Genomic DNA, 17,306 nt, shown 5'->3' on the forward strand with positions numbered 1-17,306 from the left:
GGGCCTTCGACGCGGTCGAAGGTCCGGGCACCCTCTTGGAATGAAGCGGCGGACCGTAACGGGGGGATTTCAGACTTGTCAACGCGTGCGACAGTCTAGCCCCGCGTCGAACACATGCGATCCGTAATTCACGCTCGCTTGTATGCGGTCTACCAGATTTCCCGCTTCAGCGGTTCTTGCCTGGAACCCAGAGCACGTCGTCGGCTCCATTGGCATTGGCCGTGCGGCTCGCCACGAAAAGGAAGTCCGACAGGCGGTTGAGGTATTGCAGCGCCTCGGGCGAAACGCGCTCGCCCTCTACGGCGGCGAGGGCCACCGTCAGGCGTTCGGCCCGGCGGCATATCGTGCGGGCGAGATGGAGCGCGGCTGAGGCCGCGGAACCGCCGGGCAACACGAAGGATTTCAGCGGCGACAGCTCGGCATTGAGCACGTCGATATCCGCCTCGATCCGCTTCACCTGGCTGGCGACGATACGAAGAGGCTCGTAAGCCGGCGGCTCGTCGCTTTCCGGGGTCGCGAGATCGGCCCCGAGGTCGAACAGGTCGTTCTGGATACGGCCGAGCATCGCGTCGAGGACGATATCGGCGTGGAGACGGACGAGACCGATGCAGGCATTGGTCTCATCGACCGTCCCGTAGGCCTCGACCCGCAGATCCGCCTTGGAGCGACGTTCGCCATTGGCGAGCGCCGTGGAGCCCTTGTCGCCGGTGCGCGTGTAGATGCGGTTCAGGGTGACCAAGGGTTATCCGATCTCAGATCCGGGCGTCGGGCTCAGAACGTGTAGCCGATCTTGCCGCCGAAATTCGTCAGGCCGCGATTCTCGTGGCACAGGCCGGCATTCGACATGTGCTCGACGGTGGCCATGATGCTCCAATGCTCGGTCAGACGATAGCCGAGCGCCGCCGCTTCGCGGAAGAGAGGGTTGCAGCCCAGGGCGTTGAAGCCCGCCGGTGCGTTGGCCTTCAGGCCGGTATAACCGTTATGCGCGCCCGCGCCGAAGAAACCTTCGAGGAAGACCCGGTTGTTCAGGGTCTGCGGGAAGAGGTCCACCGTCCAGGTCGCGCCGATATAGGCGAAGCTGGTGCGACCATCGAAATTGTAGCTGCCGCCCACGGTCGGGCGCGGCACGAAGGCCTGCCAGAACGGATCGAGGCTCACCACCGGCTTGGAGAACAGGATCTCGCCGTTGATGGCGTTGGTGTTCTTCTCGGCGCTGCCGGGATCCTGCACGGCCCCGCCGATACGCACTTCGGACACGATGCTCAGCGGCTGGACAGGCGTGACGTAGGCCGCGGCGGGAGGCGGCGATCCGAGATCGGCGGCCTGGGCGGAACACACGACGGGCAGGGCGAGAATGCCGGCGACCAGGCGAGAGCAGATGGCTTGCATCGATGACGGATCCAAAGTGAACCCGACCTTCCTACCACGCAGGAATACGCTGGTGTCAGCCCGGCCGATCAGTAATCCCGTCCCGATATCGTCTTAGACGAGAGGTGAGACCCAGCCGCCACACTCACCGAGATGTGATAATTGCTCAGGCGGAGCGCCACCAGACCACGCCCATGATGAAAATGATTGCCACGAACTGGAGCAGTACGCGGAGGCGCATCAGCCGCTGAGACAGGTTGGCGCTGCCCCCACGCATCATGTTGATGAGACCGAGAAACAGCACGACGGCCACGGCGAGGCAGGCGACGAGGACCAGGGTGTTGGATGACATGGAGGCTCGCGCTCGGAACGGGGGGACGAAGCCCATATGGCTCTGCCGATCCCCTAGCCCATAGGGCAGGGGATCGCACCCGCGGAACGGGTGCGACCTTCAGTTTCGCCGGAGCAGGCGCTCGAAATAGTCGAGCTCTTCCCTGGGCCGACTCGGATCGCCGAGCTTGCGCCGCAGCTCCTCCATGATCCGGCGCGTACGCTGGACCGCGGATTCGTCGGCGGTCGGAACCTTGCCACGGCCGTCGGAGAGGTCGCGGCCCTTGGTCGGACGGCCGAGCGGATCGTCGTCACGATTGCCGGCCTGCCCCTGCTGGTTCGGGTTCTCGCCGCCCTCCTGCTCGCCCTCGCCTTCACCCTCGCCCTGCGCCATCTCCTCCATCTGCTTCTGCATGCCGTCCGCGCCGCGCTTGAGCCCATCGAGGGCGCGGCCCTGAGCATCGACGGCATCGCCTTCCTTGCCCTCGCCGAGGGCGCCTTCGGCGTCGCGCATCGCCTCTTCGGCGTCGGCAAGGCCTTCCTCGCCCTGCATCCCGAGCTCCTTCATCCGCTTCTGCAAATCTTCGAGACGCTGGCGCAAAGCCTGCTGGCGTTCGCCGGCGCCACCCTGGCCCTGCTCGCCCTTCTGGCCTTTCTGACCCTGTTGCCCTTGCTGGCCCTGCTCTCCGCCCTGCTGGCCCTGGTCGCCATTCTGCTGCTGACCCTGCTGGCCGCGCTGGGGCTTCTGGCCCTGCTTCTGCCCGGGCTGCTGGCCGCGCTTGTTCTGGCCGTCCTTGAAGGTCTCGTCGCGGAGCGCCTGCTGCTCGCGGGACATCTTGTCGAGTTCCTCGGCCTGCTTGCTCATCTCACGGCCATTCGGGTCGGATTTGGCTCCCGGCTCGGCGGTCTGGAGGTTCTCGAGGATGCTGCGCAGCTGTTCGAGCAGGCGTTGCGCCTCGGCGGTGTCGCCGCGCTTCATCGCCTCTTCCATGTCCTTCAGCATCTTGTTCAGATCGTCCGGGGTGACGGTTTTGGCGTTCTGCTGCGACTTGCCCTTCTCGCCCTGCTGCTGAGGCTGCTTCTGCTGGCGCTCGGCCATCTGCTTCATGAACTTGTCGAGTGCCTGTTTCAGGTCCTCCGTCAGCTTCTTGATTTCCTCGTCCGGCGCGTTCCGGTCGATGGCGTCCTTCAGCCTGTCCTGGGCAGCGCGCAGGCTCTTCTCCGCATCGGAGAGGTCGCCATCCTCGATCTTGAGCGCCATCTCCCACAGTAGGTCGGCCACCTCGATCAGGTTTTCGTCGGTCCGTGCCGCCTTGAGCCGGCGGGACGCGGTGCGCAACCCGAGGAAGATCGAGGGCTGCGGCGTGAACTGGTCCGGTGCGATCATCAGCGCGTCGAGGGCGGTCTGCACCCGGCGCCGGCTTTCGTCGGGAGCGGTGACGAGGCGCCGGCGTTCCTCGGCCAGGGCGCGCGCCAGGGGCTCGCGGAACGGCCGGGCCGGCAGCGTGATCTCCGCCGTCTCGGTCCGCCCCTCCTGGCCGGCCTCGTCCTTCACCACGATGGTCAGCCGGACCCGCGCGCCCGACCAGGGATTGTCGGTGAGGTCCACAAGGGTCTTCGTATCGGTCTCGCCGCTCGCGTCCGAGGGCAAAGCGAGAGGCATCTTCGGTAGGGGCACCAGGGAGCGACTGCCCGTCAGGGGTTCGACGATCCCGTCCGCCGAGGCGATGCCGTAATCGTCCTTGGCGCGGTAGCTCAGATTGAAGGTGCCGCGCGCATTCACCTCCAGGGCGCCGGCGCGCCGGACTTCCGGGGCGAGGTCCGGGATGGTCTCGACGATGAGATGCTGCTTGGGCGCCGAGCCCGCGGCGATGATGAGATCGGCGGTGCCGCCGACGAGCTGGAAACGGTCCTCACGAAGGTCCGGGCGCGCTTCCTTGCCGGGGAGAGGCTTGAAACCCGCATTCGGCGTCAGCACGATATCGCCCTGTCCGGCGATCCGGACGATCAGCGTGGAGTTGACCGGTGCGCGCAGGCGCTGCTCGGTCCCGCTCATCGTGACGACGAGGGGCGGAAGCCTCGTATAGAGCGGCGGATCGATCCAGCCGTCGACGCGAAAGTTTGGTCCCGGGCCGGCGGCCTCGTGCCAGTCGAACGCACTCCCGATGCGCTGGCGCCATTCCGGGCCTGCGACGAACAGGCTGGCCAACGCCGCCACGACGAGGCCGGCGCGAAGGGCGAAGGGGTCGCGGCGCGGCATGCCGGGTCGCGGCAGGCCGACGCTCAAACGGGAGACGGCCTCGGCTGCGCGGCGCTGATGCAGCGCCCAAAGCGCCTGCGTCGCCGGGTCCGTCGTTCCGACGGCGAGGGTATCCTCGATGGCCGAAGCCGGATTGTGGGACGAAGCGCCGTCGGCGGCGTCACGGTCGAGGCGGGCCAGTGCCTCGCGGCGGCTCGGGCGGGATAGGCGGACCAGCGGCACCAGAGCGGCGAGGAAGGCGAGGGCGAAGGCGGCGAGTCCGGCGATACGCCAGAACGGCGACAGATCGAGCCAGAGCCCGAGCCACGAGGCCGCGAGGAAAGCCAGGACCACGGCGAGCGCCCGCCAGACGAGCGGCCAGGCACGTTCCCACAATCCGGCGGCCTGCGACTGCGATACGAGCCGATCGAGCCGGCTTCGGGCTGCCGGCGGCTTCGGCGCTGTCATCTGGGTCGCTTTGGAAGTCGTCGCGTCGGCCTCGTCCATTCTGTTTGGGCTCCCGAGGCGGGGAATGCTCCAGGCATCCCGCCATGTCAGCCTAGCATGGTGGCGGCGCGCGGCGATCGGGTCAAATCGGCCCACCCGCATCGCGGGTGCGCGGCCAAGCAGGTCCGCATTGGCGAGCCAACGCTTCACCTCGCTTAGGCCTTTGAAGTGTCGCAGGTTTCGGAACGCAAAACCGGTGACCACTTTTACTAAACCTGCTTAGTCCGACCGCAGCCAGTCGGGCACGCGGTCGAGGCCGATGAGGTCGTCGTAGCTCTGCCGCGGCCGGACGATGGCCGCGCGGTCGCCGCTCACCAGAACCTCTGGCACGAGGCGGCGCGTATTGTAGGTTCCGGCCTGGACAGCCCCGTAGGCGCCCGCGGTCATCACGGCGACGAGGTCACCCGGTGCGACATCGGGGATATCCCGGGCCAGCGCGATATAGTCGCCGCTCTCGCAGACCGGTCCGACCACGTCGGCGACGAGGCGAGGGGTGTCGGCACCGGGCTCGATGACCGGACGGAGGGCGTGATAGGCCTCGTAGAGTGTCGGGCGGATCAGATCGTTCATCGCCGCGTCGACGATGACGAAGGTCCGGCCCTCCGTGCGCTTCACGTAGAGGACGCGGGTCACGAGGATGCCGGCATTGCCGGCGATCATGCGGCCGATCTCGAAGACCGGGCGCAGGCCGAGGGGCCGGAAATGCGGGCGCAGGATATCCGCCAGGGCGGCGGGCTCCGGGGGAGGGGCGTTGTCCTCGCGATAGGGAATGCCGAGGCCGCCGCCGAAATCGATGTGATGGAGGGGGTGACCCTGCGCCATCAGGCTGCGCGCCAATTCGGCCAGGAGCCCAGCCGCATGGGCGAAGGGCGCGAGATCGGTGATCTGACTGCCGATATGCATGTCGACGCCGGACACGGCGATCCTCGGCAGGGACGCAGCGCGGGCATAGACGTCCGCCGCGCGCCCGATGGGGATGCCGAACTTGTTCTCGGATTTTCCGGTGGAGATCTTGGCATGGGTCCCGGCATCCACATCCGGATTGACCCGGACGGAGACCGGAGCAGTCGCGCCCAGGGAAGAGGCCACCTCGGACAGGGTTTCGAGCTCGGGCTCGCTCTCCACGTTGAAGCAGTAGATGCCGGCATGCAGGGCCGCCGCCATCTCCTCGCGGGTCTTGCCCACGCCGGAGAACACGATCCGCTGCGGATCGACGCCCGCGGCAAGCGCCCGCCGCAACTCGCCCTCGGAGACGATGTCCATCCCCGCCCCGAGACGGGCCAGGGTGGTGAGCACCGCCTGGTTGGAATTCGCCTTCATCGCATAGCAGACGAGGGCGTCGTCCCCGGCGAAGGCTTCGGCGAAGACGCGGTAATGCCGCTCGAGCGTCGCCGTGGAGTAGCAATAGAACGGCGTGCCGATCTCGGCCGCGAGGCCGGTCAGGTCGACATCCTCGGCGGCCAGCCGGCCGTCACGATACTGGAAATGGTGCATGGCGGGCCTTGGGACGCGAATCCCGAAACGCGAACCTGACAGAAGACGGCACGCCCGACATAGCCCCGTCGGGACGGACGTCAGGCCTGCGTCAATCTAGAGGAGCGGATCGAGGATGAAGGGCTGTTTGGGGACGGTATAGCCGCGCTTGACGCCCCTCGAGGTCTGTACGGGAGCCTCGAAGATCGCCTGGGGCGTACCGGAAATCGCCGTGGGGTCGAGGTCGTCGCCATCGGCCACCGCGGTGGCATCCGCCACCGGCGACGCTCCGAGGCCGATCCCGGAGGATTGCACTGGTGCTCGCGTATCGGGGGCCTGCAGGGCACCGCGCCGGCCGCAGCCGGAACCGGCGAGGGCCACGCAGCCCACAGCGAGGAGCAACGTCAGTCGGGAACGAAACAACATCAACGCGGGTCCGGCACCTCAGGCGGCGGCATCATAGCCGCTGCCGCTCGCCGATGCGAGCGCAACGGCCACGCTTTGTGCAGCCTGAGGCCCGGAGGCCTCAGGGAAGGGGATCAAACCTTCGTGTCAGCCGGGCTGGTCAGCCCTTCTTGCCGCCCGTCTTCTCGTAGGCGTCGATCGCACGGCGGCAATTCTCGGACAGCTTGGTCCAGTTGGTCTGGAAGCACTTGTCCACCGCCGGATCGTCGGGAGAGAGGTTCCCGCAATAGGTGAGGTAATCGCCGGTGCAATACTTCTTCAACGTCTCGTTGCCCCGCTTCGTCTGGGGAGCGGCTTGAGCGAAAGCCGCCGCCGACGAGAACATGGCCATGGTGGCGAGAGCGAGGGCAAGCGAAGTCGACTTGAATGCCATAGGGAACGAGATCCGTCTCAGACAGTGGAGATGTGACGAACCCGATGATGCCTATGCATGGTCGAAACAAGGCACGCCGGTGGTCATCCCATGAACAACGCGGCTTCTACGCCACAGCTTCCATGACCTGCAACAAGCCTGTCAGGCTTCGGCGGCTGTTCAGACCCGTTCGCCCTGTTTCAACGGAACAGGGCCGGCCTGCGCACCGGGCATGGGGAAAACATCGACGGACGGAAGCCGGTTCTGCCTCAGCAGCGAATCCGCCACCTCGACGATACGCTGGCGAAGAACGGCGATCTCCTGGTCTTGCTGCACGTTGGCCTGCGGCACCTTTGCCGCTCGCAGCGCTTCGCATTCCTCCAGAAGCGCTACGTAGCGGGCTTGGAGATCCGGCGCGGGTTCGTCGCTGGCGGTGTCTCCTTCCACGGTCTCCGACGATGCCGCTGCGCTGCGTAGCGCATGGAGATCGTCGATGAGATCGCGATGGGCGTTCTCTAGGACTTCGAGCGTGGAGAGGCTGAGGGTTCCTTCCGCCCGAGCGGTGGCGAGGTCGCGTTCGACGCCGTCGAGGGTCGCTCTCGTGGATGCGAGGGTGGCATCCCGCTCCTCCACATTTCGAGCCAGTGCGGCGATCTCGAGAGTCCGCGCTCCGATGGCAGCCATATCCGAATGGCGGCTCGCGCGTGCGGCTTCCACCTTCCGTTCGAGACGGCGCTGGGTGACGGCGAAACGCGCGCGCAGGAAATCCTTTTCGGCGGCGATCTCGGAGGCGGAGAGGGGGACGAGCCCTTCGAGCCGACGCTTGGAGAGACGGATCGCCCGGGCGTTCACGGCCGGCAGGACCATGAGGGCGCAGAGGCTCGCAGCAAGGAAGCCGAGCGCGAAGATCATCACGGTTTCGATCACGCGGGGATGCTCTTCCTAAGCAGGTTTCGCAAAAGTGGTCACCGGCTCTGCGCCCTGAAACCTGCGAGATTTCAACAGTCTAAGCAGGCTCGCGTTGGCACGCCGCCGCGGGCTTGCATAGGCCAGATGCGCGAGCCGACAGACCTCAGCATGAACGTCTTTAAACCATTTCCCCCGTGCGAGACCAATCCTTTGAACGGCTTGAGACAACCCAACGCCGACCGAGCCGGGCGGATCGGATCAGAACGGGTTCCAAGTCGGCTTCGACGTGAATTTCAGGTAGCCGACATTGATTCCGAGGCGCGCGCCGACGCCGGTCCTGATCGGCACCACCACCATTCCGTCATTCGTGACGGCGGTCATCCCGAACCCGCCGATGAAATAGGCCGAGCCGTCGACCCCGGCAAAGCGCCGGTAGAGGCCGGAGACCGAGGGCATGTTGTAGAGGAGCATCATCGTGCGGTCGCCGTCGCCGCCGACATCGAACCCGATGGACGGTCCCTGCCAGTAGATCCGGCGCTGCCCGGCATTGCGGGTATAGAGTGTGCCTTCGCCGTAGCGGACGCCGCCGACGATGGCGCCGGAGGCTTCCTGCCCGAGGATGTAGCCGTTGGGCTCGCCCCAACGGCGGGTCGCCTCCTCGACGGTGAGGGCGAGGCCGCGCGACATGGAGCCGAAGAACTTATGCCCGTTATCCACGACCTCGGCCGGACGGAAACGGCCGGGGGGCGGCTCGTCGAAGGCCAGAGCCGGGGCGACGGACGCGGCGATCGACAGCGCGGCGGCTGCCACGCCGAGGCTCAGAACGCGCCGACGGGTGATGAGCGGCGAGGGCTCGGCGGATGCGGAGAGGGGATTCGAAGGATCTGTCATCCGGAGCTCCATGTTCGCCCATCGATGGTTCGACATCCGTCCCGATCACCCACATTCTGCCGAATGGGTTTATCCGGTCCGGGACGAGCGGAGAGACGAGCTTGCGTCGCGCCGAGTCGAGCATGAAGTACCGCATGATAGGGTTAACGCGGCGTAACTTCGGAGCGGTCGCGTTGGCGTCGTGCCTCGCCGCACCTCGAAGCGCCTCGGCGGGGCAGGGGCTGATCGCCCTCAACGGTTTCGACGCGGTGAGCTACTTCCTCGACCCCGAAGGCCAGCCGGTCGCCGGCAAAGCCACCTACGAATGGGTCTGGAAGAACCGGACCTGGCGCTTTTCGAAAGCGAGCAATCTCGCGGCGTTCCGGGATGCGCCGTCGGTCTACGCACCGCGTCTCGGCGGCTACGATCCGATCGGGATCGTCGATGGCCGGATCGTCGATACGGACCCTCTGGTCTTCGCGATCCTGCCCGGTCCGACGGGAGATGCGCTCTACCTGTTCCGCAACTCTGAACATCGCGCGAAGGTCGTGGCGTCACCCGCCATCGTCGGGGTGGCGGAAGAGACGTGGCCGAGCCTGAAGTCGCTCACGGAGGACGGCGTGACCCGCTGACACGGGCGCCCCGGTCAGGGCCGCGCGGTGTGCCCTTCCCGGATCGTATTCAGGTTGGGCCCGCGATCGGGCAGTCCGAGACGGCTGGTATAGCTCGGATCCCCAAGGGCCGCGAAAGGGCCGTTGCGGTAGAAGATGCGGTAATGGCCATAGGTGATCTCGCGCCCCGAGGGCACGACGACCCTGCCGCCGGCCGTGGTCAGCACATGATCCCCGGCGGCCGTGTCCCACTCCATGGTCGGGCCGCAACGGACATAGATATCGGCCTCGCCCGAGGCGATGAGGCAGAATTTCAGGGCCGAGGCCACGCCCCGCCTCTGACCGATGGGAAGGCCGGCGAGACAGGCCTCCGTCTCGGTGTCGCCGTGGCGGCGGCTGACCAGGGCCACGAGCCCGTCCTCCGGTACTTTCCGGACCCGGATCGCATTCCGCCCTGTCGGTCGCCCGCGATGGATCACCGCCTCGAACGCGGTGACGCCGGCCCCCCAGACGCGGCCGATACCCGGACCGGCCACGGCCGAGGCCACCGGCCTGTTTCCTTCGATCAGGCAGATATTGACGCTGTAATCCGGGTTTCCCGCGAGAAAATCGCGCGTTCCGTCCAATGGATCGACCAGAAAGAACAGGTCCGCCGGCGGCAGGTCGTGGGTGGATTCCTCGGAAACGATCGGGATCGTCGGATAACGCTGCTTCAGCGCTTCGATGATCAGCTTTTCGGAGGCGATATCGGCGACGCTCGAAGGGGTCCCGTCCGGCTTGATCACGTGTGCGCAATCGCCACCATGATGTCGTCGGAGGATGTCGCCCGCTTCGCAGGCGATGTCGGTCAATGTCGTCGCGATGCTGTCGCGCATCCGCAGATCGAGGGGCATGGGAAAGTCTTGCCTTGCGAGCCGCGCCTTGTCGACTCTAGAGTCGGCTTCAAAGCGTCCTACGCACTCGTCGCGTCGCTTTTCAAAGCATGCTGTGCCGTCTATCGGTGCCGCACCCAGTCGGTTTCATCTCTCGGAGCCGACGGACCGGCCGCATCGGCGGCCCATTCATTGCCCTGTGCGGAGAGCACGATGACCCCCGTCGATCTCGATTCCCTCGATCTCTCCGCGCTGCTGTGCTCGCGCGTCTGCCACGATGTGATCAGCCCCGTCGGCGCCATCGTGAACGGGCTCGAAGTCCTGGAGGACGAGAGCGACACCTCGATGCGGGAATTCGCCCTCGAACTCATCAGCAAGAGCGCGAAACAGGCCTCGGCGCGGCTGCAATTCGCCCGCATCGCCTTCGGCGCCGCCGGATCGGCGGGCGCCTCGATAGACCTCGCCGATGCCGAGAAGGTCTCCCGCGGGATGTTCGGCGACGAGAAGACCCAGCTGACCTGGAGCGCGCCGCAGGCGCTCTATCCGAAAAACAAGGTCAAGCTCCTGCTCAACCTCGTGATGATCGCCACCACCACGATCCCGCGCGGCGGCCGCATCGACGTCGTCGTGAGCGGCGACGGCGAGGCTCCCTCCATCGTCATCAGGTCGAAGGGGTCGCATGCCCGCATCCCGGCGCATGTGGAGGATCTGATCGCGGGAACGCCGGAGAACGGCGCGGTGGACGCGCACAGCATCCTGCCGTTCTATGCGGGCCTCGTCGCGCGTGTCGCCGCGATGAACGTGCGCTTCGGGATCGAAGGCGACGAAGTGACGATCAGCGCGGAGCCCGTCGCAGACGCCGTCGCGCCGGCCTCGCCCCCCGCCGCTGCCCCGGTCGAGGATACCCGCCCCTCCGACAGCGAGCCCCCCGAAACCTCGCTCGCCTGATCACGGGCCCGACTGTCGCGGCAGGCCTCAATCAAATCCTGCCGCGACTTGTGGATTTGTCTCTCTCTCGAAACTCTTCACTAACCTGTCGGCCTCAAGGTGGACTTCGCACAAACCTAGTGCGCGTCTGGACCGAGTGCCTCTAATGGATGACTTGCTGCGTGAGTTTCTGACCGAGAGCGCAGAGCATCTCGACACGGTGGACGCCGAACTCGTCCGCTTCGAGCAGGACCCCAACAACCAGACGATCCTGCGGAACATTTTCCGCCTCGTCCACACGATCAAGGGAACGTGCGGCTTCCTCGGCCTTCCGCGCCTGGAAGCGCTGGCGCATGCAGCCGAGACGCTGATGGGCCAGTTCCGCGACGGAATGCCGGTGAGCAGCCCCGCCGTCAGCCTGATCCTGGTGACGCTGGACCGGCTCAAGCAGATCCTCGGCGATCTCGAGATCGCCGGCACCGAGCCGGCCGGAAACGACGACGACCTGATCAATGCCCTCGACGCCATGTCGGCCGCCCCGTTCGTGGCACCGGCCGCCGTAGTCGAGACAAAGCTCCCCGACCCCGTCGTGCGTGAGCTCAAGCCCGGCGAAGTCTCCCTCGACGATCTGGAGCGCGCCTTCCTCGAAGCCGAAGGTCCCGACCTGTCGGAGCCGCTCCCGCTGGAGCCGGCACCCATCGCCATGGCCGAACCGAAGCAGCCCGAATTCACCGCTCCCGAGTTCGAACCTGCGTCGCTGGCCGAGGATTCGTCCTCGAAGGGCGCCAACCGGAAGAACGGGTCGGACGCTCCCTCCGGGGAATCCGAGGGCGGAGCCTCGAAGGTCCAGAGCATCCGCGTCAACGTGGACACGCTCGAACACCTCATGACGATGGTGTCCGAGCTGGTGCTGACCCGCAACCAGCTCCTCGAGATCGCCCGTCGCCACGACGATTCCACCTACAAGGTTCCCCTGCAGCGCCTCAGCCATGTGACGGCCGAGCTGCAGGAAGGCGTCATGAAGACGCGCATGCAGCCGATCGGCAATGCCTGGCAGAAGCTGCCGCGCGTGGTTCGCGACCTGTCGTCGGAACTCGGCAAGCAGATCGAGCTCATCATGAGCGGCGCCGAGACCGAGCTGGACCGTCAGGTGCTCGAGGTCATCAAGGACCCGCTCACCCACATGGTGCGCAACTCGGCCGACCACGGCATCGAATCCACCGCCGACCGGAAAGCGGCGGGCAAGCCGGCCCGTGGCACGATCCGCCTCGCCGCCTATCACGAGGGCGGAACGATCACGATCGAGATCGCCGATGACGGCAAGGGCCTCGATCTCGCCGCCATCCGCCGCAAGGCCGTGGAGCGCAACGTCGCGAGCCAGTCCGAGATCGACAAGATGACCGACGCCCAGGTGGCGAAGTTCATCTTCCATCCCGGCTTCTCGACGGCGAAGGCGGTCACCTCGGTGTCCGGCCGCGGCGTCGGCATGGATGTGGTGAAGACCAATATCGAGCTGATCGGCGGCGTCATCGACATCAACACGCAACTCGGCCGCGGCACCACCTTCACCATCAAGATCCCGCTCACGCTGGCGATCATCGCCGCCCTCATCGTCAAGGCCGGCGACCTTCGCTACGCCGTGCCGCAGGTTGCGGTGCTGGAACTCGTGCGCGTCGACAAGGCCACGGCCCAGAAGGTCGAGCGCATCAACGGCTCGCCGGTGCTGCGCCTGCGCGAGCGCCTTCTCCCGATCGTCACCCTGACCGGGGTGCTCGGGCAGCAGGAGAACGCCGATAGCATCGATTCCGGCTTCGTCGTCGTCGCCCAGGTCGGACGCCAGCGTTTCGGCATCCTCGTGGACGAGGTCTTCCACACGGAAGAAATCGTCGTGAAGCCGATGTCGTCGAAGCTGCGCCATCTGCCGCTCTTTGCCGGCAACACCATCCTCGGCGACGGTGCCGTGGTCCTGATCGTCGATCCGAACGGCATCGCCCGCCAGGTCAGCCAGGGTACGCAGACCGGCGTCATCCCGGTGGATGCCGAGCCGGAGGAGACCGATGCCGCCGACGCAAAGGCTACGCTGCTGGTATTCAAGGGCGGCGGAGGCAGCTTCAAGGCGGTGCCGCTCTCGCTCGTGACACGTCTCGAGGAGATCGAAGCCAACAAGATCGAGTGGGTCGGCGGACGCCCGCTGATCCAGTACCGTGGCCGGCTCATGCCGCTGGTCCCGGCCGATCAGTCGATCGAGATCAGGAGCGAAGGCACGCAGGCGCTGGTGGTGTTCTCGGACGGCGAACGGGCCATGGGCCTGGTCGTGGACGAGATCATCGACATCGTCGAGGAGCGCCTCGACGTGGAGATCGCGGCCGAGCGTTCGGACCTCATCGGCTCGGCGGTCCTGCGCGGCCGCGCCACGGAGATCATCAACATCGCCCACTTCCTGCCGCTCGCCTATGACGACTGGGCGCGGGGCGCGCACAAGCCGGAGAAGCGCAGCGCGACGCTGCTCCTGGTCGACGATTCCGCCTTCTTCCGCGACATGCTGAGCCCAGTCCTCAAGGCCGCCGGCTACAACGTGATCACCGCCGGAAGCGCGGAAGCCGCTCTCACCACCCTGGTGAACAACAGCCGGATCGACGTGGTGGTGTGCGACCTGGAAATGCCGGGCCGCAACGGCTTCGATCTGGTCGCCGCCATGCGGAAGGGCGACGAGCGGGTCTCGCAGCTCCCGGTCATCGGCCTCTCCGGCACGGTGGGCGTCGATGCCATCGAGCGCGCCCGGTCGCTTTCGATCCTCGATCTGGTGGCGAAGTTCGACCGCAGCGGGCTGATCTCGGCCCTCAGCGAAATCGACATCGTCAGCCTTCCCAAAGCCGCCTGAACACGGCCTTCGAACAGAATCGGAGAATCTGAGCCATGATGCAGGCCGCCAACAGCAACAAAGGCGTCGATTCCGGCGCCACCACCGACTTCATCACGGTCTTCGTCGCCGACACGATGTTCGGCCTCGCGATCGACCGGGTCCACGACGTCTTCATTCCCGCCGGCGTGACGCCCGTCCCGCTGGCGCCGATGGAGATCGTCGGCCTCCTCAACCTGCGCGGACGCGTGGTCACGGCCCTGTGCCTGCGCCGACGTCTCGGTCTCGCCGACCGTGCCGACGACAGCCAGAAGATGGCGATCGGCCTCGAACAGGGTGGCGAAACCTTCGCCCTCGTGGTCGATGGTGTCGGCGAGGTGCTGAAGCTCGGAGCGGAGACGCATGAGCCGGTGCCCATCAACCTCGATTCCCGCTGGCGCAATCTCTCCCTCGGGGTGCACCGGCTCGATGGAAGACTTCTCGTCATCCTCGATGTCGACGCGCTGCTCGCCTTCGGAACGAAACTCGACGTCGCCGGTGCCGCTTGACCATCCAGATCGAGGACAGCCCCATGAAGAACTGCCTCATCGTCGATGATTCCGCCGTCATCCGGAAAGTCGCGCGGCGTATCCTCGAGTCCATGAACTTCAAGGTCGGGGAGGCCGAGGACGGCGCCAAGGCCCTGACGGCTTGCGTCGAAGCGATGCCCGACGTGATCCTGCTCGACTGGAACATGCCGACCATGGACGGCTACGAGTTCCTCCGGGTCCTGCGCCAGACACCCGGAGGTCTGGCGCCGAAGGTGCTGTTCTGCACCACCGAGAACGACGTCGGTGCCATCGCACGGGCACTGCATGCCGGCGCCGACGAGTACATCATGAAGCCGTTCGACCGCGACATCGTCACGGCCAAGCTCGAACAGGTTGGATTCGGCCAGCAGGCCGACGCCGCCTGACCCGGAGACAGGGTGGGTTCCAGTCCTGCCCCATCGTCGCTGAGGTTTTCCCGTCGTCCCGACGAAGCGTAGAGTTCCATGGCCGCTGCCGCCTCCGCCCCCGCCTTCGCTCCGCATACCGGGGGCGCCGCTAGCAACGCCGCTCGCGTGCGGGTCATGATCGCCGATGATTCCGCCGTGGTTCGCGGCCTCGTGGCCCGGTGGATCGGCGAAGCCGGGTTCGAGGTGGTGGCGACGGCCTCGAATGGCCGGATCGCGCTGGAATCCATGTCGCGCACCGATCCCGATGTCGTGCTTCTCGACATCGACATGCCGGAACTCGACGGGACGCAGGCCCTGCCTCTGATTCTCGCCAAGAGCCCTGGCGTCCAGGTCGTGATGATGTCGACGCTGACAACGCGTAACGCCGACATCTCCCTGCGATGCCTCGCCCTCGGCGCCGTCGATTACCTTGCCAAGCCGGAAAGCAATCGCGGCGTCACCACCTCGGATACGTTCCGCGCCGAATTGATCGAGCGCGTCCGCGTGTTCGGAGCGGCCCGCGCCCGGCGGCGGCCCCATGCCGCGCCAGCCCCTGTCGGAGCGGTCCAGAGTGCCCCGGCACCGGCCCAACGGCCGGCGACCCCCTTCGTCCTGCGCCCGAAAACCCGAACGGGAATCCCGCCGCGCTGCCTGCTCATCGGCTCGTCCACCGGCGGCCCGCGCGCCGTCGGCGAGGTGCTGGAGAAGATCGGAACCGCAACCCTGCGGCAGTTTCCTGTCCTGATCGTCCAGCACATGCCACCGGTCTTCACGGCGGTCTTCGCCGAGCATCTCGGTGCCAGGACCGGTATTCCGGCGGCGGAGGGCAAGCCCGACGAGCGTATCGTGCCGGGCCGAATCTACGTCGCCCCGGGCGGCCGCCATATGGGCCTGCAGGGCAGCCGGAACGACCTCTCCATCCGCCTCGACGATGGGCCGGTGGTGAATTTCTGCCGCCCGGCGGTGGACGTGCTGTTCCATGATGCCGCCGCGTTCTACGGATCGGCGGCCCTCGCGGTGATCCTCACCGGCATGGGATCCGACGGGACCAACGGCTCTCGCTCGCTGACGGAGGCGGGGGCGGCTGTGCTCGCCCAGGACGAGGCGACCAGCACCGTCTGGGGCATGCCGGGCAGCGTCGCCAAGGCCGGCCTCGCCCAGGCCGTGCTACCGCTCGGCGAGATCGGCCCGGCACTCCGCAACCTCCTGACGGGGCATGGCGCATGACCGATCTCGAATTCGACTTCCTGCGCAGCTACCTGAAGACGCGGTCGGGCCTCGCTCTCAGTGCCGAGAAGCGCTACCTCATCGAGAGCCGGCTCACGCCCGTCTGCCGGCGCTTCACCCTCGCGACCCTCCACGATCTGGTCAACGCGCTGAAGTCCCCGCGTGACCCGAGCCTGGAACGCGCGGTGGTCGAGGCGATGACCACCAACGAGACCTTCTTCTTCCGGGACCGCGTGCCCTTCGATCTGTTCCGGGACGTGCTGTTGCCGGAAGCCCTGGTTCGGCGCGCGAGCCAGCGCCGCCTGCGGATCTGGTGCGCGGCGGCGTCCACGGGCCAGGAGCCGTATTCCCTGGCCATGCTGATCCAGGACGCGGCACCGCGCCTGGCCGGCTGGCAGGTGGATATCGTCGCCACCGACCTCTCGACCGAGGTGCTGGATAAGGCCAAGGCCGGCCTCTACAGCCATTTCGAGGTGCAGCGCGGCCTGCCGGTACAATCCCTGCTCAAGCATTTCGAGCAGGTGGGCGATCAGTGGCGCATCTCCGCCAGCCTGCGCCAGATGGTGGATTTTCGCCCACTGAACCTGCTGCACCCATTCGAATCGCTCGGGGCGTTCGACATCATCTATTGCCGCAACGTGCTGATCTATTTCGACGCGCCGACGAAGGGCGACGTTTTGGGACGTCTCAGCTCCAGCCTGACCCCGGATGGCGTCGTGCTTCTCGGCGCGGCCGAAACCGTGATCGGGCTCACCGACCGGCTCGTGCCGCACCCGCAGCATCGCGGCCTCTACGGACAGGCGCCAAGCGCGGCACGGCCGGGCCTGGCCACGCAGCCTCAGCCGATGCTGCGCAAGGTCGTGGGGTTGTAGTTCCTCCCCGCTCAGGCGAGGCCGGCTCGTCTGCAGAACGGGTTTGACGACATGAAGCAGTTCGCCATCCTGGCTCTTCTAGGGGCAATAATCCCGCTTCAGCCCGCAATGGCCGAAACAATCCCCCTGCGGGTCGCGAAGGCGGCGATCAAGGGAGACGCGCGCACTTCGAACAGAGCGACCGCGCGTCTGCTCCTCGACGCTGAGAGCGCGAAACGTCTCGCGGCTCTGGCCGACCGACAATCCGGCAAGCTCGCGACCCTCGCCATCGATGGGCGGGAGATCGAACGACAAAGGGTGTCGTCGGCTTTCGCGACCGGCGAATTGTCATTGACCGGCATTCCTCTTTCGAAGATCGGAAGTACGGTCGTCCTTCTGATGCAAGGAAGCGCTCACCTCACGATCCGGATCGATTCGGATAAGAACGAGCGCTGAGACGCCATGAACG

At 66.5% G+C, this 17,306-nt stretch carries 18 protein-coding genes; 8 read left to right on the top strand and 10 right to left on the bottom strand.

The features are described from left to right. Positions 1 to 166: 166 nt before the first annotated feature. The 9 genes from RQI43_RS08755 to RQI43_RS08795 all read right to left on the bottom strand — a co-directional run bounded on the left by RQI43_RS08755 (position 167) and on the right by RQI43_RS08795 (position 8,534). On the bottom strand, positions 167 to 739 hold the full coding sequence (locus RQI43_RS08755) for a cob(I)yrinic acid a,c-diamide adenosyltransferase (RefSeq protein ID WP_207412615.1): 573 nt from the start codon (positions 737 to 739) through the stop codon (positions 167 to 169). Positions 740 to 771: 32 nt separating this feature from the next. After that, a complete protein-coding gene (locus tag RQI43_RS08760; RefSeq protein ID WP_056424869.1) occupies positions 772 to 1,389 on the bottom strand; it encodes an acyloxyacyl hydrolase in 618 nt (205 codons plus the stop codon). Positions 1,390 to 1,534: 145 nt separating this feature from the next. Continuing rightward, positions 1,535 to 1,720: a twin transmembrane helix small protein gene (locus tag RQI43_RS08765; protein WP_311274898.1), complete on the bottom strand. Its 186-nt coding sequence runs from the start codon at positions 1,718 to 1,720 to the stop codon at positions 1,535 to 1,537. A gap of 99 nt (positions 1,721 to 1,819) precedes the next feature. Beyond that, positions 1,820 to 4,444 carry a TIGR02302 family protein gene (locus tag RQI43_RS08770; RefSeq protein WP_311274899.1) on the bottom strand — a complete coding sequence of 875 codons (2,625 nt, stop codon included), beginning with the start codon at positions 4,442 to 4,444 and terminating at the stop codon, positions 1,820 to 1,822. A 219-nt stretch (positions 4,445 to 4,663) separates the two neighbouring features. Continuing rightward, entirely contained in the window at positions 4,664 to 5,938 is a 1,275-nt protein-coding gene (lysA, locus tag RQI43_RS08775; protein ID WP_311274900.1) for a diaminopimelate decarboxylase, read from the bottom strand. Positions 5,939 to 6,034: 96 nt separating this feature from the next. After that, on the bottom strand, positions 6,035 to 6,343 hold the full coding sequence (locus RQI43_RS08780) for a hypothetical protein (protein ID WP_056424881.1): 309 nt from the start codon (positions 6,341 to 6,343) through the stop codon (positions 6,035 to 6,037). A gap of 139 nt (positions 6,344 to 6,482) precedes the next feature. Further along, the gene (locus RQI43_RS08785) at positions 6,483 to 6,755 is read right to left on the bottom strand and encodes a 3',5'-cyclic-nucleotide phosphodiesterase (protein ID WP_311274901.1); all 273 of its coding nucleotides are present in this window, start codon (positions 6,753 to 6,755) and stop codon (positions 6,483 to 6,485) included. 159 nt (positions 6,756 to 6,914) lie between these two features. Beyond that, positions 6,915 to 7,661, bottom strand: coding sequence for a hypothetical protein (locus RQI43_RS08790; protein ID WP_311274902.1), 747 nt, complete (start codon positions 7,659 to 7,661; stop codon positions 6,915 to 6,917). Between the two features lie 240 nt (positions 7,662 to 7,901). Further along, on the bottom strand, positions 7,902 to 8,534 hold the full coding sequence (locus RQI43_RS08795) for a DUF1134 domain-containing protein (RefSeq protein WP_405030581.1): 633 nt from the start codon (positions 8,532 to 8,534) through the stop codon (positions 7,902 to 7,904). A gap of 173 nt (positions 8,535 to 8,707) precedes the next feature. Between RQI43_RS08795 and RQI43_RS08800 the strand changes: the two genes are divergently transcribed. Next, positions 8,708 to 9,145 (top strand): YHS domain-containing (seleno)protein, encoded by a 438-nt coding sequence (locus RQI43_RS08800; protein ID WP_311274904.1) that lies wholly within the window; start codon positions 8,708 to 8,710, stop codon positions 9,143 to 9,145. A gap of 14 nt (positions 9,146 to 9,159) precedes the next feature. Here RQI43_RS08800 and RQI43_RS08805 read toward each other — a convergent pair whose 3' ends face one another. Continuing rightward, positions 9,160 to 10,017, bottom strand: a complete 858-nt coding sequence (locus RQI43_RS08805) for a 3'(2'),5'-bisphosphate nucleotidase CysQ (protein ID WP_311274905.1) — start codon at positions 10,015 to 10,017, stop codon at positions 9,160 to 9,162. A gap of 192 nt (positions 10,018 to 10,209) precedes the next feature. Between RQI43_RS08805 and chpT the strand changes: the two genes are divergently transcribed. The 7 genes from chpT (at position 10,210) to RQI43_RS08840 (ending at position 17,293) form a co-directional block, all read left to right on the top strand. After that, positions 10,210 to 10,944 carry a histidine phosphotransferase ChpT gene (chpT, locus tag RQI43_RS08810; RefSeq protein WP_311274906.1) on the top strand — a complete coding sequence of 245 codons (735 nt, stop codon included), beginning with the start codon at positions 10,210 to 10,212 and terminating at the stop codon, positions 10,942 to 10,944. 145 nt (positions 10,945 to 11,089) lie between these two features. Further along, complete coding sequence (locus RQI43_RS08815) at positions 11,090 to 13,804, top strand: hybrid sensor histidine kinase/response regulator (RefSeq protein ID WP_311274907.1); 2,715 nt, start codon at positions 11,090 to 11,092, stop codon at positions 13,802 to 13,804. A gap of 38 nt (positions 13,805 to 13,842) precedes the next feature. Continuing rightward, positions 13,843 to 14,331 (top strand): chemotaxis protein CheW, encoded by a 489-nt coding sequence (locus RQI43_RS08820; protein WP_056425002.1) that lies wholly within the window; start codon positions 13,843 to 13,845, stop codon positions 14,329 to 14,331. Positions 14,332 to 14,354: 23 nt separating this feature from the next. Continuing rightward, positions 14,355 to 14,738: a PleD family two-component system response regulator gene (locus RQI43_RS08825; protein WP_056425005.1), complete on the top strand. Its 384-nt coding sequence runs from the start codon at positions 14,355 to 14,357 to the stop codon at positions 14,736 to 14,738. Positions 14,739 to 14,816: 78 nt separating this feature from the next. Beyond that, complete coding sequence (locus tag RQI43_RS08830) at positions 14,817 to 15,986, top strand: chemotaxis response regulator protein-glutamate methylesterase (RefSeq protein ID WP_311274908.1); 1,170 nt, start codon at positions 14,817 to 14,819, stop codon at positions 15,984 to 15,986. After that, on the top strand, positions 15,983 to 16,858 hold the full coding sequence (locus RQI43_RS08835) for a protein-glutamate O-methyltransferase CheR (RefSeq protein ID WP_056424904.1): 876 nt from the start codon (positions 15,983 to 15,985) through the stop codon (positions 16,856 to 16,858). Before RQI43_RS08830 ends, RQI43_RS08835 begins: the two co-directional genes overlap by 4 nt. 51 nt (positions 16,859 to 16,909) lie before the next feature. Continuing rightward, positions 16,910 to 17,293: a hypothetical protein gene (locus tag RQI43_RS08840; RefSeq protein ID WP_311274909.1), complete on the top strand. Its 384-nt coding sequence runs from the start codon at positions 16,910 to 16,912 to the stop codon at positions 17,291 to 17,293. Positions 17,294 to 17,306 lie beyond the last annotated feature (13 nt).

Source organism: Methylobacterium sp. WCS2018Hpa-22 (assembly GCF_031843785.1).
Lineage (GTDB): Bacteria > Pseudomonadota > Alphaproteobacteria > Rhizobiales > Beijerinckiaceae > Methylobacterium.